This window comes from Myxococcus sp. MH1, assembly GCF_059738865.1.
This window is the reverse complement of sequence record NZ_AP026947.1, coordinates 3,195,106-3,212,670: the sequence shown is the minus strand read 5'-3', so window position 1 is coordinate 3,212,670 and position 17,565 is coordinate 3,195,106. Positions and strand designations below refer to the sequence as shown.

Sequence of the window (17,565 nt, the reverse complement as noted above, 5' to 3'; positions counted from 1 at the left end):
GCCACGCACGTCGCCCCCAACCCGTCCCACCCGAGAAGGACCCTTCCGATGACGCTCGCCTCCGCGAACACCGGCAGCAATCAGTCACCTCGCACCCAGACGGAGCAGGTCCTGTGCGAACTCTGGAGCGTGCTGCTGGAGGTCGAGCAGGTCGGCGTCCACGACGACTTCTTCCAGCTCGGCGGCCACTCGCTCATCGCCACCCAGCTCGTCTCGCGCATCAACGAGATATTCCAGCTGCGCCTGCCCCTGCCGAGCATCTTCGATGCGCCCACCATCGCGCAGCTCGCCTCGGCCATCGACGCCTCACGAGGAGCCACCGCCTCCGGCATGGACCTCAAGCTGCGCCCGGGTGCCCGGACGAGTGAAGCGCCGCTCTCCTATTCGCAGGAGCGGCTCTGGTTCATGGAGCAGCTCCACCCCGGGCAGGCCACCCACAACATCCCCCTCTCCTATCGCATCACCTCCGCGCTCGACGTCGGCGTGCTCCAGCGGGCCCTCGACGAAGTCTTGCGTCGCCACGAGTCGCTCAGAGTCACCTTCGCCTCCACCGAGTCGGGCCCCATCGCGCGCATCTCGCCTCCTGGCGCCTTCCCGCTCTCCGTCATCGACCTGGGCCACCTCTCCGCGGACACACGCGAGGAGGAGGCATCGCGCCTCGCCACGGAGCAGGCGCACACCCCCATCGACGTCCGCACCGGCCCCATCATCCGGGGCACCCTGCTGAAGCTCGGCGCACGGGAGCATCGACTCCTGCTCACGATGCATCACATCGTGTCCGACGGCTGGTCCGTGGGCGTCCTCCTGCGCGAGCTGCGGACCCACTACGAGGACTTCGCCGCCGGCCGGTCGTCCTCGCTCCCCGAGCTGCCCGTGAGGTACGCGGACTTCGCCGCATGGCAGCGACAGTGGCTGCCCGCGCAGGCCGAGGAGCGGCTCCTCCCCTACTGGCGCAAGCGACTCGCCCAAGCCCCCGCCCTCCTGTCACTCCCCGCGGACCGCCCCCGTCCGCCGCTCCAGCGCTTCCGGGGTGCTCGGCGGACGTTCCACATCCGCGAGGAGACGGCGCTGGCCGTCGATGCGCTCTGCCGCCAGGAGCGCGCCACGCTCTTCATGACGCTGCTGGCGGGCTTCTGCGCCCTGCTCCACCGCTACTCCGGACAAGAGGACCTCCTCGTCGGCTCGCCCATCTCCGGACGCATCCGGCCGGAGGTCGAGGGACTCATCGGCTTCTTCGTCAACACGCTCACGCTGCGCAATGACCTGTCGGGCAACCCCCGCTTCACCGAGCTGCTCGCGCGGGTGCGCGAGACGACGCTCGGAGCCTTCGCCCACCAGGAGCTCCCCTTCGAGAAGCTGGTCGAGTCCCTCCAACCCGAGCGCACGCTCAGCCACGCGCAGCTCGTCCAGGTGATGTTCGTGTTGCAGAAGGCGCCCGCGCTGGAGGAGGACCCGTCCGCCTCACTCCAGCTCTCCGCCCTGGCGGAGCCGTGGGAGACGGACACGGGGACCTCGAAGTGCGACCTCGTCCTCTACATGGCGAGGAGCGCCGAGGGCCTGCGCGCCACCTTCGAGTACGACACGGACCTCTTCGACGAGGCACGCATCGAGCGCATGGCCGGGCACCTCCAGGTGATGCTCGAAGCGGTGGCCGCCGACCCGCACCAGAGGCTCTCGGCGCTGCCCCTGCTCACGCCCGTCGAGCGCAACCAGGTGCTGCGCGACTGGAACAGCGCCTCCGCGGACTTCCCCCGGGACGTCTGCGTCCACCAGCTGTTCTCGCGCCAGGCCGCGAGGACTCCGGACGCCATCGCCGTCTCCTACGGCGGGCAGGACCTCACCTATCGGGAGCTGGACGCGCGCTCCAATCAGCTCGCCCACCACCTGCGCTCACTCGGTGTGGGGCCCGAGGTGCTCGTCGGTCTGTGCGTCGAGCGCTCCGTGGACCTGGTCGTCAGCATGCTCGGCATCCTCAAGGCGGGAGGCGCGTACCTTCCGCTCGAGGCCTCCTATCCCACCGAGCGGCTGGCCTTCATGCTCCAGGACGCCCGCGTCTCGCTGCTCCTGGTCCACGGGTCAAGGCTCCAGCAGCTGCCCCCCTTCGCGGGGCCGGTGGTCCGCATCGACGAGGAACGGGAGGCCATCGCCCGGTGCTCCGAGCTGCCGGGGGTCTCCAGCGTCTGCTCCGACAACCTCGCCTACGTCATCTACACCTCCGGCTCCACCGGCAGGCCCAAGGGCAGCGCCATCCTCCATCGAGGAATCGCGGCCCTGCTCTTCCAGACGAACTTCGTGCGCTTCTCGCCGAAGGACCGCGTCGCCCAGGCCTCCAACGCCTCCTTCGACCCGAGCACCTTCGAAATCTGGGGGGCGCTGCTGAACGGGGCCCGGCTGGTCGGCATCACCGCGGACCCGGCGCGTGAGCCTCACGAGCTGGCCGCCCAGATTCGGGACGAGGCCATCACGGTGATGTTCGTCACCACCGCGGTGCTCCACCTGCTGGCGCGGCAGATTCCGGAGGCGTTCCGCGACGTGCACACGCTCGTGTTCGGAGGCGAGGCCGCGGACCCGCTGGCGCTGCGAGAGGTGCTCCGACACGGGCCGCCGCGCCGGCTGCTCAACGGCTACGGCCCCACCGAATGCACCGTCTTCTCCACCTTCCACGCCATCGACTCACCGCCGCCGCTCGGACACCCCGTCCCCATCGGGCGGCCCATCACCAACGGCCCGGTCTACCTGCTGGACGAGCACCTGAGGCCGGTGCCCATCGGTGTCCCCGGGGAGCTGTACGTCGCGGGTGAGCGGCTGGGCCGTGGCTACTTCCATCGTCCGGACCTCACCGCGCGCACCTACGTGCCCGACCCCTTCACCACCCAACCGGGCGGGCGGCTGTACAAGACGGGCGACCTGGGCCGCTATCTCGCCAACGGCCGCATCGAGTACCTGGGCCGCGCCGACCTGCAGGTGAAGATTCGCGGCTTCCGCGTGGAGCTGGGCGAGGTCGAGGAGTCGCTGCGGCAGCACCCCTCCGTGGAGGACTGCACGGTGGTGGCGCTGGAGGTGGGAGGGGACCGCAAGCTGGCCGCGTACCTCGTGTCGCGGGGACAGGCGCCCGCGCAGTCGTCCCTTCGTGCGTGGCTGCGGGAACGATTGCCCGAGCACATGGTGCCGACATCCTTCACGGTGCTGCCCGCGTTGCCGCTCACGCCGAACGGCAAGGTGGACCGGCGGGCCCTGCCCTCGCCCGAGGCGCCCCAGGGAGATGCCTCCACGCAGCAGGCCCCACGCACCTTCACGGAGGAGACGCTGTGCCGGATGTGGGCGTCCCTGCTGGGGATGGCCCGCGTGGGCATCCACGACAACTTCTTCCAGCTGGGTGGGCACTCGCTCCTGGCCACACAGGTGGTCTCGCGGGTGCGCGCCGAGCTGGGAGTGGAGGTCTCGCTGCGCACGTTGTTCGCGGCGCCCACGGTGGCGGACCTGGCCAGGCACGTCTCCCGCGCGGAGCCTCCCGTAACGCTCGCGCGGCCGGTGCCTCCGCTGCGCAAGGTGTCCCGGGAAGGAGCCCTGCGGGTGTCGTTCGCGCAGGAGCGCCTGTGGCGGTTCTTCCAGCGGGCTCCCGAGTCCAGCGCCTACAACATCCCGCGCGCGTTCCGGTTGAAGGGACGATTGGAGGCGCGGCACCTCGAGGCGGCGTTCCAGGGGCTCATCGCCCGACATGAGACCTTGCGAGTCACCTACTCCGAGGAGGACGGAGTGCCGCTCCAGCACCTCCATGCATCGATGGACTTCCCCTTCCGGGAGGTGGACCTCCGAGGGAGGGAGGACCGCGAGGAGGAGGCGCGACGCCTGATGTTGGAGTCCGCGCTGCGTCCGTTCGATTTGACGCGCGGGCCGCTGCTCCACGGGATGCTGCTCCGATTGGAGGACGAGGAGCACCTGCTGTTCTGCTGCATGCACCACATCACGGCGGATGGCTGGTCCATGGGCGTCATGGCGCGAGAGCTCGGCCGGCTCTACACGGCCAGCGTCACGGGGGGAGAGCATGGGCTGCCGCCGCTGGTCATCCAGTATCCCGACTACGCGGCCTGGCAGCGCGACTGGCTGTCCGGGGCGGAGCTGAAGGAGCGGCTGGGGTTCTGGCAGAAGGCGCTCGCCGGAGCGCCCACGCGGCTCGACCTCCCCACGGACAAGCCGCGGCCCTCGGTGCGGACGTTCAACGGGCGCAATCTGACCGTGGCGCTGGGCGTGGAGCGCAGCCAGGCCCTGAATGCGCTCTGTCGTCAGGAGCAGGTGACGCCGTTCATGGCGTTGCTCGCCGTCTTCGGCGCGGTGCTGGCGCGGAATGCAGGGCAGGAGGAGGTGGTCATCGGCTCGCCCATCGCGAATCGCCTCCGTCCCGAGCTGGAGCCGCTCATCGGGATGTTCGTCAACGGGCTGTGCTTGCGGGTCAACCTCCAGGGCCGCCCCGCCTTCCGGGAGCTGCTCCAGCGCGTGCGCGAGGAGACCCTGGCGGGCTATGCCCACCAGGAGGTCCCGCTGGACCAGGTGATGGCCTCACTCGGGGTGGAGCTGCCCGCCAACCGCCCGCCCGTGTTCCAGGTGATGTTCGTGCTGCAGAACGCACCCACCGCGCCGCTGGAGCTGCCGGGGCTCACGGTCCTCAACGAGCCCGTCAATCGCGGCTCCGTCACCTACGAGATGACGTTGGCGCTGACGGAGACGCCCGAGGGGTTCTCGGGCATCCTGGAGTTCAACACCGACTTGTTCGAGCCCACCACCGCGGCGCGCATCCATGCGGAGCTGTTGGAATCGCTGGACGCCGCGCTGGCGGACCCGGATGCGAGCCTGGGACCGGAAACGCGCGCGGGCTAGAAGCAATCCCCGCAGGCGTAGGTGCTCGTCGGGCCCGCGTCGTAGGACGCCGAGCCCGATTCACAATACAGATGCAGGACGTTGTAGTTCCCGGGCCCGGCGTAGTTGCAGGGCGCGGTGTGTGCCGCCAGTCGCCTGCACTGCCAGAGATAGAGCGAGGTGTATCCCGAGGGACAACTCGGCTCGAGGGATTGCTCCTGTGTGGCATCGGCGGGCGCGGGCGCCTCTGACTCCACCCCACCACATCCCATCAACACACCCGCCACCAGCAACGAGACACCCATCCAAGGCACTCTTCGCATGTGACCTCCGGGAAGCAGTCATGTCCAGACAGCGCGACCATGATAGCGGCCCCCCTGCTCGAAAAGGAAAGACCCGGCCGGCCACGGGTGCCGACCGGGTCTGGATGAACCCGAACAGGGGTTGTCCGCTCAGTGCGAGGCCTGCAACGCCTTGCGCTCCTTGGCGCAGAGCTGGATGAGCTCAATCATGCTCATGCTGCCGTTGCCGGTGTCGAACTTCTGGTCCTTGAAGTCGGGGTACCCGTTCTCCAGGATGCGCCCCTCCGCGATGCAGTCGTTGAGCTGCGCGAGCGCCTCGGGCTTCTTGCCCTTGGAGAGCAGCGCCTTCGCGGTGTCATACGCCTTGCGCTGGCCCTCCTGGAAGCGCAGCTCCACGTCCGCCTTCTTCTGCGGCGCCTGGATCGCCTCCGCCGTCTGCGCGCACTGGGCCATCACGTCTTGCGGCCGGGTGGGAATCCCCTCCACCAGCACGTCCACCCCGGCGAGGCTCGCGTTCTCCTTCACCATCCTCGCGCCCTCGTCCTGGCAGGCCCGGAGCTTCTCCGCCGCGCTCGCGTACAGCTCCTTGCGCTTGCGCAAATCCTTGGTGGACGCCGCCGACGCGAACGCCTTGCCGGCGGCGGTCAGCGCCTCCCCCGTCAGCTGCCGCAAGGCCCTCGCCTGCTTCGCGAACTCCAGCGCCTCCACCAGCTTCAGCCACTCGGCGCGCCCCCGCTCCGCGTTCGCCGCGTAGCCCGCGTCCTGCCGCTCCAGCGCCGCGTTCGCCTCGAAGAACTGCATCACCTCGTCCACGCCCTTCGACGCCGTCTCCACGTCGCCGTCCGTCGCGGAGATGCTCTTGGCCGCCTCCAGCTTCTCCTTCGTCAGCGCCAGTCGCGTGGCCAGCTGCGCCCGGGCGTCCGCCGCGGACAGGACGATCTTCCGGCGGTTGATCCGCTCCGCCAGCTCCGCCATGCGCTCCTTCGTCTCCTTGGCGTAGATGGCGTAGTCGCGGTCCTTCTTCACGAACGCGGCCCCCGCCTCCAGCACCACGCCAATCTGCTTCACGGCGTTGTCCGCCTCCTGCAGCTGCGCCGGGGTGGGAGACTCCTTCTGGATCTGCGTCACGAGCGCCGCAGCGTTCTTGCGCGCCTCGTCCACCTTCATCCGCTGCTGCGTCAGGTCGACCTCGTACCGGCGCCGCTCCATCGTCGCCCGGCCGTCCTTGAGCAGCTGCCGCGCCTCCGCCGCCGAGGGGCTGATGGCCGGGTTCTTCACGTGCACCGTCTCGAGCGTCTTCTCCAGGACGACCATCGCCGTCTTGGCCTCCTCGAACTGCTCGGGCGTCACGGCCCGCTTCTCCACGTTGCGCAGGGCCTGGACCACCTCGGCGCGGGCCGCGTCGAGCGTGCGGACCTGGAGCGCCACCTCCACCTCGACGAGCGTGTTCTTCACCTCGCCCAGGTACTGGCCGATGGCCTGGCTCCTCGCCGCCTGGGGCTCGTACTTGTCCACCAGCTTGCGCGCGACGAAGGCCGCCGTCTTCGCCTCGGCGAGCTGCTCGGGCGTCGGACGGCGGGCCCGGAGCGCCTTGGCGGACGCGCGCAGCTCCTCGTGCGCGGGCTCCAGCTCCACCTTGACCCGGGAGACACCCGCCTGAACGACGAGCTCATCCATCCGGCGCCGCGCCTGGGTGATCTCCGCGCGGGCCTTGTCCGCCTCCGCGCGGTACGCCTTGTCACGCGCCTCCAGCGGCGTGCCCTCGTCGAGCGTCTTCTGCAGGGCCACCGTGGCCTTGTCCGTCGCGGAGAACTTCTCGTCCGACCAGGCCTTGTTCACCTCGGCGAGCGCGTTCGCCAGCGACTTGCGGCTCTCGTCCAACAGCCCGCGCTGCTTCTGCGCCGACTGCTGCAGCCACCGCTCGTCGAGCGTCTTCTCGTGGCGGGCGATGGTCGCGTCGACCTCGGTGAGGTACTGGGCGAACTTCGGGTCCTGGCTCTTCAAGGGCCGCCCCTCCTCCGCCAGCTTCTTGAGCCCATCCACCGCGGCGCGCGCCTCGTCCATGCCCTTGGAGCCGGAGTCCTCCTTCACGAGCTTCGCCATCCGCTCGTTCAGGGGCGCGAGCGCGCCGTCGATGCGGCGGCGGAACTCGTGGATGTGGACCTTGGCGCGGCGCTCGTCCACGTACTCACGCTGCGTGCGCAGCTGCTTGCGCGCGGCGAGGACGAGCTTGGCGTACTCCAGGTCCTCCGTCTCGAAGCTCGCCCCCGCGTTGAGCGCGTCCTTCAGCGCCTCCACCGCCACGACGGCGGCGTCGAGGTCCGCGTTGCGCGGCGGCTCCACCTCGATTTTCTGGACGGCCGTCGCGAGCGCCGCGCGAGCCGACTCCACCTTCTTCGTGGCCTCCGCGATGGACTTCGCGGCGCCGGGCTCCGGAGGCGCGGCGAAGGCCTCGGCGGAGGCGAGGATGCACAACCCCATCAACACCAGCACAGAAGTACGTACCATTCACACCAACCTACTACAGCGAGGCCGGGGGAGCCCCGGCATAGTGGAAGCGTCCTGAAGGCTGGCGGGAACTGAACGCGAGGTGGGAGACCCACGGACTCCCACCTGGGCCAGCAGACGACCAGGCCCCTGGCCACACGCGCATCCCCGGGCGGGAGTTGGTCTAGCGTGGGCCGCACCCTCGTGCGCCCTCACCTCGTGAAATCCACCGTCTTCCTCCTGCTCGTCGCGGGCCTTCCAGGCTGCGCCACCTCCCCTTCGCGCGTCCGTTCCACCTCGGCGGAGCCCGTGCTCCTCGTCCAGGACGGCGTCACCGCGGAGGCAGCCCGGGGGGTCTGGCGCTCGCGCGGCCATGGGCACGTCCTGACCGTCTCCGCGAAGGACCTGAAGCTGCACCATGCGACAGCCGCCGGCTGCTACCCGCAGCCCGGCGAAGAACCCGGAGCGCTGTCGGGCTTCGTCCACGTGATGCCCGATTCGGCTCCCGACAGCCTGTCCCTCAGCGCCGTCCCCGGCGACACGCGGTACCTCTTCGAGCGGCTCCCCGCCCTGCCCCCGGAGTGCTCGGCGAACACCGAGTGGACGCCACCGCGGCTGTTCGAGCTCTTCGCCGCGACCTTCACGGAGCACTACGCCTTCTTCGCGGAGCGCCACGTGGACTTCAGCGCCCGTGTCGCCGCGCTCCGCCCCAGGGTCACCGACGCGACAAAGCCCCGTGCGTTGTTCGGAGTCTTCCAGGCGCTGACGACGGGACTCGGGGACGCGCATACCCGCATCGCCGCCGAGGTGGATGGGGAGACACTCGGCCACGCAGAGGGAGAGGCCCGGACGCTGGAGCGCGTGGACGCCGAGGGGAGCAAGGCGGGACAGTCATCCCGGGACGCCCAGCGCGCCTGGCTCGCCGCCTACCGCGACGGCATCCTCCAGACGGTGCTGAAGGGCGCGGGCCACCACGTGGCGAACAAGCGCATCTTCCATGGGCTCGTGGGCGACGTCGGCTACCTCAACGTGGTGACGATGGGGGGCTATGTCGACGAGGACGATGTCCCGCCGCGCGAGGAACTCCGGGTCCTCGACGAGGCGCTCGACACGGCGCTGCAATCCTTCCAGGGCGCACGGGCCGTCATCGTCGACGTGAGCAACAACCGGGGCGGACATGACGTCATCTCCCGAGCCATCGCCGCGCGCTTCACCGACACCCGGCGGCTCGCCTACACCAAGGTCCCCTTCAACTCCGACGTGCCTCCCCAGGCCTTCCACGTCGAGCCCGCCTCCGGACCGCGCTACACCGGTCCTGTCTACCTGGTGACGAGCGACATCACCGTGAGCGCCGGGGAAGTCTTCACCCTCGCCATGCGCGCGCTGCCGAATGTCACCCACGTGGGCACCACCACCCGAGGCGCCCTCTCCGACGTGCTCGTCAAGCCGCTCCCGAATGGATGGAGCGTGGAGCTCTCCAACGAGCGCTATCTCGACCCGAAGGGGCAGCTGTTCGAGGCACGCGGCATCCCTCCCCAGCAGGAACTGGAGGTCTTCCCCGAAGACGACCTGCACGAGGGCCACGCCAGGGCCGTGCTGTCGGTGGTGGACGTGGCCTCGGGTCGACGGAACGCAGTCCCTGGAGGCGCTCGCGAATGACGGCGGCCTACGAGTTGTTCCTACGGGAGGTCGATGCCCAGGGACGGGAGCGTGCCGATGGGTTCTCGCTGGGCAACCTTCGACACCTCACGCCAGAAGAGCACCTCCAGGTGCTCGCCACGTTGACGCGGCTGCTCTCCGAGCGGGAGGAACGGGCCCCCGTGGCGCTGGCCCTCCTGGCCCCGACACCAGCCACCGTCACACTGTTGCGTGAAGCACTCCCGCTGCCGTGGAAGCCCGGAGCGAGGCGCGAGTACTTCGACCTGGAGGTCGCATCAGCGCTCGGCGTGCTCACGGGCGAACCGCTGGCCCTGGACCTGCTCGAGGACACCGTGGCCCGAATCCAGGACCCGTGGGCCAAGGGCATCGCGACGGAAGGGCTGCGCCGGGCCTCGCCATCGAGCGATGCCAGCGCGCGTCTGGCGCGGCTCATCCGCACGCGGCCTCGGGAGTCGATGCTGCTCGACGCCGCCGAGATGCTGATGACGCGACATGGCCTGTGGGCCTACGACCTGGCGCACCAGGATGAGCGACTGACGCTCCTGCGCGCACTGACGGAAGACGATGACGCCGCCCGGGACGAATCCCTCGGGCGGATTCTCGCCGCGCCCGTCAAACCCTGGCCCTGAGTCACCGAGGAGAGCCCGTGGAGCCCCCCCTCCATCGGCAAGCGTGACGACGAAGGCCGCCTCGCACGAGGGTCTCCCGAGCCGGAGCGTCGGCTCCTCAGGTCCGAAGGACGGCGACCGCCTCCACCTCGAAGAGCATCCCGTCCAGCGCCAGCCGGGGCACGGGAATCAGCGTACAGGTCGGCTTCATTCCATCCCCCCAGGCCGCGTCCAGCTCGGGGCCGATGATGCGGAGCTTCTCCTCCGTGTGGTCCACCACGAGCATCGTGAGCTTGGCGACGTCGCCGACGCCCGCTCCCACCGACGCCAGCGCCGTGCGGACATTCTGGAGCGCCTGCCTCACCTGGAGGCGGAAGTCGGGCTCCAGCGCGCCGCTCTCACGCTCGCCGCCCTGCCCCGCCAGATAGATGAGCCGGGTTCCGGCCGCCACCTGCGCCACGTGCGAGAAGCCGTAGGGCGCCGGGTCGAACAACCCCTTCGGATTCGTCAGGACCAACGGAGGAGTCTTCGAGGATTCAGTGCTCTGTCCCATGATTCACCTGTGTGGAGTCCGCCCCCAATATGCGGGCCGGCACTCCCGCCTTCAATCGAATCGGACCGGAGGCGTCCTCAGTGCGGCTCGGCCGATACCTGGGCCGCGTGACGCAATCCCCACTCCACCAGGGGGTGGGCGGCCTGGGCGAGCGTGAGGCCCGTGGGCGTGAGCGAATACTCCTCCTTGGGCGGCACCTCGTCGAACACCGCGCGGCCGACGACGCCAGCGGCCTCCAGCTCCCGGGGCTGCTCGAACAGGACCTTCTCGCTGACGCCGCGCACCCGACGTCGCAGCTCGCCGAAGCGCACTGGCCCCGCGTACAGCTCGCACAGGATGGCCGACTTCCACTTGCCTCCGATGAAGGCCCGCGCCACACCGAGGTCGCAGTCCGCGGCCGATTGCCTTCTCACCATGTTCCCGTCTCCTCCTCGTCCGGCACTTACAATTTTGTAAGGACTTGTGCCGCGCCGCGATTCATCCAAATAACAGACGCACGCATCCAAAGGAGCGCCCCCGGGGACAGCCGACATGAGCAATCCACGCGGCGACGTGACGGTCATCGGGCTGGGCAAGATGGGCTCGGCTCTCGCGGGAGCCTTTCTCCGGGCCGGGCATCGGGTGACGGTCTGGAGCCGCACCGCGAGCCGCGCCGAGCTTCTGCGACAAGCCGGGGCGGTGGTGGCCCCAGCGCGGCGGCGGCGGTAGAGGCCAGCCCGCTGGTGGTGGTCGCGACATCCTCGAGGTGCCGGAGGTGACCTCGGCCTTGTCGGGGCACACGTTCGTGCAGCTCAGCTCCAGCACACGGAAGGAGGCTCGCGACCTGGAGACCTGGGCGCGCGGACGGGACATCGACCTGCTCCGCGGGGCAGTCCTCGCCTGCCTCGACAGGCTGGCACCGAGGACGGCGCCATCGTGCTCTCGGGCCCCCGCGAGGTGCTGCGCCGACATGAGGGCGTCCTGCGTGCCCTGGGCGGCACGCTCACATGGGCGAGGCGATAGGCGCCGCCTGCGCGATGTTCTCGGCGGTGCTGACGTATCTGGCCACGCACTGGATGGGCTTTGCCCATGGCGCGCGTCTGCCGCGCCGAGGAACTGGACGCGACGGCCTTCGGCGGGGCGCTGCACGCGCTCGCTCCCACTCTGGGTCAGGACGCCCGCCACATGGCGAAGGAGCTCCAGACCGCGGGCTACGCCAACCCCGAGAGCACGCTGGGAGACGGCGGGCAACGACATCCCCCGGCTGGTGCAGCTGTCTCAGGAAGATGGCATCAGCGATGCGGTGCCCCGCTTCGTCGCCCGCATCTTCCGCCAGGCCATCGACGCGGGGCATGGCGCCGCGGGCCAGATTGAGGGCAGCCGGTGAGGCCACCCCTCGCTGACAGCCGCGCGCCAGGCAAGAGGCTGAGTCATCGCGGACCGGCAGGATGAGGAGGGCCCCCCGGCACGTTTCACGAGGCCGGGGAGCGCGTCTCCTCCCTCGCGACGCTCGCGCCTGCCCCCTCGAAATCAAATATCGGGTGACACCTGGCACGACCGCCGGAGTTTCATGAGACACTCACGCTTTCCCACGCGTCCGGCAGCCTGCTCAGGATTTCATGTCATTTCTGGATCGCATCCTCGACCCTCCGAGTTACGGCTACGAAAAGAACGGCGCGCTCCATGTGCCCACCCACCGGGAAATCCTCTCGGAGTTCTTCTCCCGACTGAACATTCTACGAACCCGTAAGAACTGGCTGGCCCTGACGGGGTGGGCCACGACGTTGGGGTTCGGCATCCCGCTGGCGCTCTTCTTCACCCATCACTTCAGCGTGTGGCTGCTGCTGGCGGGCTTCGTCTACAGCATGGTGGTGTTGGGCACCCACGGCACCATCTGGTTCCACCGCTATGCCACGCACCGTGCGTTCAAGTTCAAGAACGCCTTCTTCCGGGAGCTGTGCCGCAACCTGGTGGTGAAGACCATCTCGGAGGAGGCCTATGTCATCTCCCACCACGTGCACCACGCCAGGTCGGAGCAGCCGGGCGACCCCTACAACGCGAAGGCCGGCTGGCTCTACTGCTTCCTGGCGGACGCGAATCATCAGGGTATCCGCAAGGACTTGAACGCCAGGGATTACGCGCAGCTGTGCAAGCTGATGGAGCACACGGGGGTGCACCTCAACAGCCATGCGCAGTACCAGAAGTGGGGTTCACTCTGTCACCCGGCCTGGACGGTGGCGCACTTCCTGGCGAACTGGGCAGTCTGGTACGGCGTGTTCTTCCTGCTCGGCGGGCACGCGCTGGCGTTGGCGCTCTTCGGCTGGTCCGGGGTGTGGGTCGTGGGCGTGCGGACGTTCAACTATGACGGGCACGGGGGTGGGAAGGACCGTCGGCGTGACGGGGTGGACTTCAACCGGCGCGACCAGTCCATCAACCAGCGCTGGCCGGGCCTCATCACCGGGGAGTGGCACAACAACCACCACCTCTATCCGCAAGGCGCGCGCGCGGGCTTCCTGCCGTACCAGTTCGACCCCGCCTGGCAGTGCATCCGCGGCGCGCACTGGCTCGGCGCCATCAGCAGCTACCGCGACTTCAAGCCGGAGTTCATGGCGCGCCACTACCTCCCCTGGCTGGAGGAACAGAAGGCCAAGGCCGTCGCGGTGGCCGGATGAACCCGAGTTCGTGATTCTCGGACGGCCTCGGACGGCGCGCCTGAGGTCCACCCTGCGTGGAGATGGGCTGACAGAGCGCTGGGCGTCGCCCTTCGCCCCTGGTGCCTCGAGCAGGCGAGGAGGAGGTGAGCGAGGGGTGGGTGGGTGGAGCAGCCGCTCCATGCAGGGAAGATGGGACCATCGTACAGGGCCAGCGTCAGGCGACGAACGCTGCCGCGGACCGCTTCGGAGACGCTGAGTCGGACGCGCCGCTAGCCTCGTGGAGCAACCCCTCTGGAGGTCTCGATGGTCAAGCCTGGCTGGCTCGTTGCGGTGGTTACGACGGGGATGCTGTACGTGGGCTGCGGTGAGCATCAGGGCGGCTCCGCGGAGGGCGAGGTGCCTGCCTCCGTCGAGCAGGGCCTGTCGACGCTCGTCACCTGTCCGGTGGGCTCCGTGACGGTGACGTTCGACCCGCCGCTGCGACGGACGCCCCAGGACGTCGTCACCACCTCGACGGGCGTCCTGAGCAACTGCGTCACGCTCCTGGGCTCGCCGGTGACCTCGGCGACCGCTTGGAGGCAGCTCAACGAGCCGGGCCTCTCCTGCGCGAACCTCCTCAAGACGCCTTCCACCACGCTGTCGCTGACGTGGAATACAGGCGAGACCTCGACCCTGCGCAGCACGCAGGTGCGGGTGGCTTCCGAGCCGGCCGTGGCCATCGCGGAGGAGACCGGCACCGTCCTGTCGGGGAAGTTCGAGGGCGCCACCTCGGTACGAACCGCGACCTTCGTCTCCACGGACCTCGCGGCCTGTGATTCGCCCGAAGGGCTGTCCTCGCTCAACGGGCTCCTGTCCCTGAGCCTCGTTCAAGTGCTCTGACTCCAGGTGGTTGCCCGTGGTCACCTGTCCCGTGGGCACGGTGAGCGCGACAGCCGCTCCGTCGCTACGCCCCCTCCCGCGGGACGTCCCCACCCTCGCGAGCCAGCTCCACGGCAACCGCCCCCCCTTGACCGGGCCACATCCCGCTCATGCGAATGCTCGTCATCGTGGAGACCTGGGCCGCGCAGCGTGGCGATGCTGGCGCCGCTGCTTTCGAAGCAGGCCCCCGCCGATTGACCGACGGGGGCCGCTCGCCTTCTCGACCTCAGGCGATGTTCCGCACCGCTGCGGAGCCCTCCGTCGTCCCCGCGCCGGGTGAAGCGCTCAGGAGGCTCACCTTCGGCCTGGCCACGGTGGCGGGCACCCCGAAGAAGGCGTCATAGGCGTCGATGTGCTGCTGCCCCACCGTCGTCATGAAGTCCGCGAAGTCCGCCGGCTGGGCGGGCAGCGGCGACGGCATGAAGAACTGCGAAGGCAGCCTGACGTAGGGATTCGGGTTCGGGACCCGCTCGTACAGCGGGTGGATGGTCCCATAGGCGAGGTTGGCGTCGAGCCCGAAGACACCGGTGAGGGGGCCGTAGAGCGTCTGGATGGACTGGTTCTTGACGTAATCCCACACGACGTCATTCTGCACGCTGTGCGGCTGGACGTTCATCAGGTTGGTCCAGCCATGCGGCACCACGTCGTACACGTTCGTGATGACCTGGTTCCAGTAGCCATAATTCGCGATGCCGGTGATGTACGTCGGAACGAAGAGCCCGCTGAAGTAGTTGACGAAGCCCTGGTCTCCCGTCGTCGGCGCGGCCGTCGGCAGCACGAAGACGTCGTTCCAACGCTTCACATCGAAGATGCTCGGATAGAGCCAGCGAGCCAACGTCGGACTGAGCGAGCCTCCCAGGCTGTGCCCCGTGAAGACCAGCGTCGACTTGGGCGACTCCTTCGTCCCCAGGAAGGTCTGCAGCGACTGATTCGTCCGCGGGTCCAGCATGTTCAGCAGATTCGTGGTCCCCCAGGCCGCCCCTTGGGAGACGTTCCCGATGTTGGAACGACTGGGATTGGTGCTGTTCGTCGGGGTGATGCCCATCGGATAGGGCACGGTGACCGAGACGTTGTTGTCCAGACAGTCCGTGTCGTACCAGTTGTACGTCGTGTCCCGATTCCCGTTGGTTCCAGCAACCGCCACGACATAGCAGTCCGCTTGCGCGTTGTAGGCCACGTACATGACGTTGTCGGCCACCTTCGACACGCGCCCCTTCCCCGAGCAGTCCTTGTCCGTTTGATAGACACAAGGACCCCACACCCGCGTCCACACGCCCAATTGCTGCGCATTCTGGGTCAACGCGCTGTCGATGATGGGCCCGAGCGCGAGCGCGATGTTGGAGGCCGTGTCCTCGAGCTGGTCCCCCAGGCCGGAGAACCGCGAGAGCCGGTAGACCGTCTGGATGATGTTGTAGCTGCCGCCTGGATTGATGGGCTGCACGACCTTCATCTGGAGTTCCTCCATTGGGGGTGGTGCACTCCCTCGGAGCAGAAGACATGCCAGCACGCCAGAGCCGGACTCCAACGCAAACACAGGCATTTGCGAACCCCCTCCAGACACTTGACGCGTCAGGGCGGGCACTTGACGTGTCAGGCGTGTCCGGCATTCGTCGACAGGAGAACTTTCCCGTACCCTGGCACATCACTCGAGCAGGTGGAGGTCCACGGCCTCCGCCATGAGCGCGTGGCCCGCATCGTTGGGGTGCAGTCCGTCCACCGTCAGCGTCGCTCGCATCGCGTCGGGGTCCGCCGGGTCCCTCAGCACGGCCTCGAAGTCAATCACCGCGTCGAACCGACCCGCCGTGCGAATCCACTGGTTCACCGCCTCGCGCGTGGCCTCGCTCGCCGCCGTGAAGTAGGGATGACCCTTCATCGGCGTCAACGTCCCGCCATACACCTTCATGCCCCGGGCCCTCGCCCGCTGGATGAGCTGCTCGTAGGCCTGGGTGATGCGCTCGGCCCCGGATGCCGCCCCCGGGCGGCCGATGTCGTTGATTCCCTCCAGCAGGATGACGGCCTTCACGCCGCGCTGGGTCAGCACGTCGCGCTCGAAGCGGCGCAAGCCGCTGGGGCCATAGCCGTCCTCCAACAGCCGGTTGCCCGACAGCCCCGCGTTGAGCACGCCCACGGCGCGTCCGCTTCGCGCCCTCAGGCGTTGCGACAGGCGCGCGGGCCAGGTGCGCTCCTGGTCCGCCGTGGTCCCCACACCATCGGTGATGGAGTCGCCGAACGCCACGACCAGGGACGCATCCGCCACGGCGTCGACGTGCAGCGCGGTGAGGAAGTAGAGGCTGCGCGTGGTGAGCGCGGGCACGAAGCTCGCGGACCCAGCGTGGTCGCCACGGCCAGAGACATAGGTGCTCCGCGTGCCCTCCAGGTGCCAGGACACGGCCCCCGAGCGCTCCAGGAAGTAGAGCGACACCGCCACATCCCGCAGGCCATCGATCGCGAGCTCCACGGGCTCGCTGGTGGCCGTCCTCCCCGGAGGGATGCTGACGGACGCCGTGCCGGCGAAGCGGACCTGCCGGTCCGTCGAGGGGTCGATGGAGACGCCCTGAGTCCTCAATCCGACGCGAACCGACGCGACCTGCAAGGGTTGCGTACCGTACTGGTTGCTCAACACCAGCCGCAGCCGGGGGCCCGCCAGCGTGGGCCGCACGAACATGCGCACCGTCTGGTCGCGGAAGCTCGGTCCGGCGAGCTCACCTCCCACCGTGGCCGAGGCCGACGGGTGCATCGGCGCGGTGAAGGCGGGCAGCCAGTGCGGCGAGGCGAGCGACGCCTTCTCGCCACACGCGCACACGACCCACACCATGACGGCCCACCCGAGGTGACACAGGCTCCTGAACAGGCGCGACATGGTGCCTCCCGAGGCTCAGGGCTCTCGTCCAGGCGGAGCCCACCGCACGGCGCGCCGGGTGGCCATCACCCTCTGGCGCCACCAGCAGGCCTGGAGGCGCACGCCGGACCGCTCCCAGACGTGCGACGCGACGTCGAGCGACCTGGCAAGGGCCCCCGAGTGCTCACGAGGCCACGGCGCGACCACCCGCGCCGCGCTGGAACAACCAGGCAGCCCCCAGGAACAGCGAGACGAAGCCCGCGGTGAGCCCCAGCACCTCGGCCGGAGGACTCCACGGCAAGCCCCAGCCCGCGAGCACCGCGACGAGGCCGATGACGGCCTGGGTGACGGCCATCGCGACCAGCGTCCGCGCCATGCCTGCCGCGCGCAGCCGGGTGATGAAGCAACCGGCCACGCCGATGAGCACCACCCCACCATGGAGCAGGTTCACGCGCGCACCGTCAGAGCCGATGATGCCGACACCGAGGCTCAGCCAGACGAGGCAGGACACGGCGAAGAGCGAGAGGCCGACGGCGGCGCGGTACGAGGTTCGGGGAATCGAGATGGACATGGAGGGGCTCCGGTTCGACGGGCGATGAGCACGGCGTGAAGCCCTGACAAGGTGGCACCTCTGCACGAGCACGGCGGCGACGCTCCCGACCAGCGGTCGGAATCCGCCGCCAGACGTCGCCGGGCGCGGGCGGCCGGCCTC

General features: G+C 69.1%; 12 protein-coding genes and 1 pseudogene. 6 read left to right on the top strand and 7 right to left on the bottom strand.

Annotated elements, in window-relative coordinates:
• The first annotated feature begins 48 nt into the window (after positions 1-48).
• A complete protein-coding gene (locus AC6JA9_RS13070; RefSeq protein WP_497959832.1) occupies positions 49-4,875 on the top strand; it encodes an amino acid adenylation domain-containing protein in 4,827 nt (1,608 codons plus the stop codon).
• Here AC6JA9_RS13070 and AC6JA9_RS13065 read toward each other — a convergent pair.
• Together AC6JA9_RS13065 and AC6JA9_RS13060 are read right to left on the bottom strand one after the other, a co-directional pair.
• Complete coding sequence (locus AC6JA9_RS13065) at positions 4,872-5,177, bottom strand: hypothetical protein (RefSeq protein WP_267697097.1); 306 nt, start codon at positions 5,175-5,177, stop codon at positions 4,872-4,874. The two genes, AC6JA9_RS13070 and AC6JA9_RS13065, sit on opposite strands and share 4 nt — an antisense overlap.
• 129 nt (positions 5,178-5,306) lie before the next feature.
• Positions 5,307-7,664 (bottom strand): hypothetical protein, encoded by a 2,358-nt coding sequence (locus tag AC6JA9_RS13060; protein ID WP_267697098.1) that lies wholly within the window; start codon positions 7,662-7,664, stop codon positions 5,307-5,309.
• Positions 7,665-7,832: 168 nt separating this feature from the next.
• Here AC6JA9_RS13060 and AC6JA9_RS13055 point away from each other — a divergent pair, with 168 nt between their 5' ends.
• Both AC6JA9_RS13055 and AC6JA9_RS13050 read left to right on the top strand, forming a co-directional pair.
• On the top strand, positions 7,833-9,302 hold the full coding sequence (locus AC6JA9_RS13055; RefSeq protein ID WP_223748887.1) for a S41 family peptidase: 1,470 nt from the start codon (positions 7,833-7,835) through the stop codon (positions 9,300-9,302).
• Positions 9,299-9,931 carry a hypothetical protein gene (locus tag AC6JA9_RS13050; RefSeq protein WP_223785273.1) on the top strand — a complete coding sequence of 211 codons (633 nt, stop codon included), beginning with the start codon at positions 9,299-9,301 and terminating at the stop codon, positions 9,929-9,931. The genes AC6JA9_RS13055 and AC6JA9_RS13050 overlap by 4 nt, the downstream gene beginning before the upstream one ends.
• A 97-nt stretch (positions 9,932-10,028) precedes the next feature.
• Here AC6JA9_RS13050 and AC6JA9_RS13045 read toward each other — a convergent pair whose 3' ends face one another.
• Together AC6JA9_RS13045 and AC6JA9_RS13040 are read right to left on the bottom strand one after the other, a co-directional pair.
• Positions 10,029-10,463, bottom strand: coding sequence for a RidA family protein (locus AC6JA9_RS13045; RefSeq protein WP_223785272.1), 435 nt, complete (start codon positions 10,461-10,463; stop codon positions 10,029-10,031).
• Positions 10,464-10,540: 77 nt separating this feature from the next.
• Entirely contained in the window at positions 10,541-10,879 is a 339-nt protein-coding gene (locus AC6JA9_RS13040) for a winged helix-turn-helix transcriptional regulator (RefSeq protein ID WP_497959830.1), read from the bottom strand.
• A 109-nt stretch (positions 10,880-10,988) separates the two neighbouring features.
• On the opposite strand from AC6JA9_RS13040, the pseudogene AC6JA9_RS13035 reads away from it, so the two are divergent.
• The 3 genes and pseudogenes from AC6JA9_RS13035 to AC6JA9_RS13025 all read left to right on the top strand — a co-directional run.
• A pseudogene (locus AC6JA9_RS13035) lies at positions 10,989-11,171 on the top strand (NAD(P)-binding domain-containing protein); the annotation flags it as partial.
• An 890-nt stretch (positions 11,172-12,061) separates the two neighbouring features.
• Positions 12,062-13,114, top strand: a complete 1,053-nt coding sequence (locus AC6JA9_RS13030) for a fatty acid desaturase (protein ID WP_223748881.1) — start codon at positions 12,062-12,064, stop codon at positions 13,112-13,114.
• A 285-nt stretch (positions 13,115-13,399) separates the two neighbouring features.
• Positions 13,400-13,975 carry a hypothetical protein gene (locus tag AC6JA9_RS13025; RefSeq protein ID WP_497959828.1) on the top strand — a complete coding sequence of 192 codons (576 nt, stop codon included), beginning with the start codon at positions 13,400-13,402 and terminating at the stop codon, positions 13,973-13,975.
• A 265-nt stretch (positions 13,976-14,240) separates the two neighbouring features.
• Here AC6JA9_RS13025 and AC6JA9_RS13020 read toward each other — a convergent pair whose 3' ends face one another.
• From AC6JA9_RS13020 to AC6JA9_RS13010, 3 genes are all read right to left on the bottom strand, one after another.
• Positions 14,241-15,464, bottom strand: a complete 1,224-nt coding sequence (locus AC6JA9_RS13020) for a lipase family protein (RefSeq protein ID WP_497959827.1) — start codon at positions 15,462-15,464, stop codon at positions 14,241-14,243.
• Positions 15,465-15,656: 192 nt separating this feature from the next.
• Positions 15,657-16,874, bottom strand: coding sequence for an SGNH/GDSL hydrolase family protein (locus AC6JA9_RS13015; protein WP_497959826.1), 1,218 nt, complete (start codon positions 16,872-16,874; stop codon positions 15,657-15,659).
• Positions 16,875-17,037: 163 nt separating this feature from the next.
• Positions 17,038-17,424: a hypothetical protein gene (locus AC6JA9_RS13010; protein WP_223748877.1), complete on the bottom strand. Its 387-nt coding sequence runs from the start codon at positions 17,422-17,424 to the stop codon at positions 17,038-17,040.
• Positions 17,425-17,565 lie beyond the last annotated feature (141 nt).